General features: G+C 32.1%; 3 protein-coding genes, 1 tRNA gene and 1 pseudogene. All 5 read right to left on the reverse strand.

All coding sequences use genetic code 11. The annotated features are described in order from the left end of the window. Positions 1 to 442, reverse strand: a 442-nt coding sequence (locus P8M54_RS06955; protein ID WP_300286605.1) for a sulfite exporter TauE/SafE family protein, incomplete at its 3' end; no start/stop codon positions are given. A gap of 75 nt (positions 443 to 517) precedes the next feature. Continuing rightward, positions 518 to 1,144, reverse strand: coding sequence for a Crp/Fnr family transcriptional regulator (locus tag P8M54_RS06960; RefSeq protein ID WP_300286607.1), 627 nt, complete (start codon positions 1,142 to 1,144; stop codon positions 518 to 520). Positions 1,145 to 1,239: 95 nt separating this feature from the next. Beyond that, positions 1,240 to 2,484, reverse strand: a complete 1,245-nt coding sequence (locus tag P8M54_RS06965) for a site-specific integrase (protein WP_300286609.1) — start codon at positions 2,482 to 2,484, stop codon at positions 1,240 to 1,242. A 270-nt stretch (positions 2,485 to 2,754) separates the two neighbouring features. Then, positions 2,755 to 2,842, reverse strand: a tRNA-Ser gene (locus P8M54_RS06970). A 168-nt stretch (positions 2,843 to 3,010) separates the two neighbouring features. Then, a pseudogene (locus P8M54_RS06975) lies at positions 3,011 to 3,329 on the reverse strand (bifunctional 3,4-dihydroxy-2-butanone-4-phosphate synthase/GTP cyclohydrolase II); the annotation flags it as partial.

Consider the following 3,329-nt stretch of genomic DNA (forward strand, 5'->3'; position numbering starts at 1 on the left):
ATGGATAATTGAATTTTTGTTCGCCATTTTCTTCACTGTTTGTTTTTTTATCTTTCTTAATCATACTGTATGATGCAGCAATCATTAAAATAGCGAAAAGAACCATCATTAAAATACTTTTTGTAACAACAAAAGTTCCAACTGTAAAAACCACTTTGGGAATTGCAGGTACAATTAATGCGCGAGTTGTAAATACTGCTATAATTGATGGAATACCAAAAACTATTGCGGTTTTTATATTTACTAATCCTTTTTTGAAATAGCCAACAGAACCAACGCCGCTAGTTAAACCAACAATAAATAAAGAGTAAGAAGTTGCTACAACTGGTTCGATAGCAAACAAATATACCAGAACTGGCACGGTTAAAATTGAACCACCACCACCAATTAATCCTAAAGCAACACCAATAAGTATTGATGCAAAATAACCTATATATTCCATAATTGTAAAATTTTTATGGTGCAAATATTGACCGTATTAATTTTACAATTTGTAACTTTTATCACATAGGTAGATTTATTTTAAAAGTTCAATGTGATTGCGATGTAGTTTTAGTACACCGCGTTGTTCTAATTTTTTTAGTAATCTAGAAATTACTTCTCTGGAGGTGTTTAATTCAGTTGCAATTTCTTGATGCGAAAGTTTTAAATCGTTACAACCACAAGCTTCTTTATGACGTTTTATATAAAACTCTAGTCTTTCGTCCATTGCTCTAAAAGCAATGCTATTAACTACTTCCAAAACTTCTTCAAAACGACTACGATAGGTGTCAATAACAAATTCATACCAAGAGCGATGTTGCATCATCCATTTATCCATAAGTGGTAGTGGCACCATTACAAGTTCTGCATCTTCAACGACCTTTGCCATAATTTGACTTTGTTCATTTTTTGTAGCACATATCATAGAAATTGCACAAGCTTGACCAGGTTGGAGATAGTACATAAAAAATTCTCCTCCATCTTCATCTTCACGATAAATTTTAATACTACCTCTCAAAACTAAAACCGTATGTTTTATGTACTGTCCAGTTTTCATAATTACATCGCCAGTAGTAAATGATTTATCAATTGCATTAGCATTTATATCTTCGACAAGTGCATTTGAAAAAGAAGGAAATAGTTTTTTAAGGTTTTGGTTCATTTTGTGCAGTTTAACTAAATACAGTAATTTAGTTTAGATTAAATTGCTACAAAACTAATCAAATTTTATGTTCTATGAATGGTCAATTCAAATAATTAACCATTGTTTACGTTTCTCATATTCTCTTTACTTATAAATTTTTCTCTCAAAATCATCATATCCTCACTTACTTTTTTATCGAGAACTTTTGCGTAATGTTGGGTTGTTCTTAAATTTTTGTGTCCAAGCATTTTGCTAACGCTTTCAATTGGAACACCATTAGTAAGTGTTACAGTTGTTGCAAAAGTATGTCGGGCAATATGGAAGGTTAATTCTTTTTCAATCTCGCATACTCCTGCTATTTCTTTTAAATAGGCATTCATTTTTTGATTTGAAAGTATAGGTAGCAGTTTATCTTCATTTACACTTTGTGGATGATCTGAATATTTATCAATTATCATTTGTGTTACTGGAAGTATTGGTATTTTGGAAGCACTTTCGGTTTTCTGCCTGTGAGTGAATATCCACTTCTCACCATCAATACCAAAGCTGATATGCGATTTTGTCAAGTTTTTGACATCTATGTAAGCCAAACCAGTAAAGCAGCTAAAAAGGAAGATATCGCGAACTAATGAAAGCCTTTCGGTTTTAAAATCTTTTTCGATTATGTTTTGAATTTCTGTTTCAGTCAAATAAACTCGTTCTACTTCTTTAACTTTTGATTTGTAGTTTGCAAATGGGTTTCTTTCAATCCAATTATTGGCCAGACAAATTTTGATTATTTTACTAAAGTTCTTGATGTATTTTACAGCAGTGTTATTGGCACAATTGCGAACGCTTCTCAACCAGAATTCATAATCGGTGATAAAGGCGTGATCAATCTTTGTAATATCAATATCAGAAATATTGTATTTCCATTGTAGGAACTCAATAGTGTGGCTCAACGAAGTTTTGTAACGCTCCAATGTTCCTGGTGCGTATTCTTTGCCAACCAATTCTTTTATTTTGTTGTTGTGGTCTTGGAAGATAGGAACGAGCATTCTTGCTCTTTCATCAACGCCTAATATTTTGCTTTTAAGTGTTTCAGAAGTTATAGGTATCTTTTTATGGATTAGTTCCATTTGAGCATCAATAATTTGAACTTTGAGTAAATCAAGATGATTATTTATTGAACGAGCTTCTTCTGAAGTACCTTTCATTTTGCCTGCTTCTGTAGACCATTTTGATATTTCTACAAAGCGATTGGTACTTAATTCAATACGTTTGCCATTGATAGTAATTCGTGTGTAGATTGGGACTAATCCATTAACACTGGCTTTTGCTCTCTTTGCATAAAAGAGAATGGATACTTTTGTTTTCATCGTGGTGACCTTGTTAGTTATTATTAAATTTAACTTCAATATGACTAATCCACAAGATGTACAGTTTTTAAACTGGTTGTTGAACTGGCTGTAAAGCCTTGTGAATTCTAGTCTGAGAAAAAAATCGGTTACCCAAATTTTGGATTGTTTAGGGTAACCGATTTTATCCCTTTAGGTTCACGTATTAATGAATAATTTGACAATTGATAAAAAGAAAAAACCCTTTAAATCATACGATTTAAAGGGTTTTAATTCAATTTGTATTTCTACTGGCGGAGAAAGAGGGATTCGAACCCCCGGACCTGTTACAGTCAACAGTTTTCAAGACTGCCGCATTCGACCGCTCTGCCATTTCTCCAGTGAGCGACAATCATTTGCTGATTGCGAGTGCAAATATAAACACCTTTTTCGATTTACAAAAACAATTTAGATAAAAATTTTAGTAGTTTTTTAAACTAATTTTTAATCCTTTCATTTCCATAGATTTACTTTAAACTTATTTTTAAAATTAAATCTGGAAAAGGTATTAATAGCTGACGTATTCAGTAATTTCAAGGCCATACCCTATCATTCCAACTCTCTTTCCTTGGGTTGTATTCGAAACTAAGCGAATTTTAGAAATATCAATATCATGTAATATTTGAGCTCCAATTCCGTAATCCTTACTATCGATGATAATTTTAGGCGCCTTCATTTGACCTTCGGCCTGTAACTGTTTTAACTCCGATAGTCTATTCAATAAATTAACCGATTGCATGTCTTGATTAATAAAAATAACAGCTCCTTTACCATTCTCATTTATAATCTTAAACATATCATCTAACTGCTGATCTGCATTATTAGTT

Source organism: Flavobacterium sp. (genome assembly GCF_029242675.1).
Lineage (GTDB): Bacteria > Bacteroidota > Bacteroidia > Flavobacteriales > Flavobacteriaceae > Flavobacterium.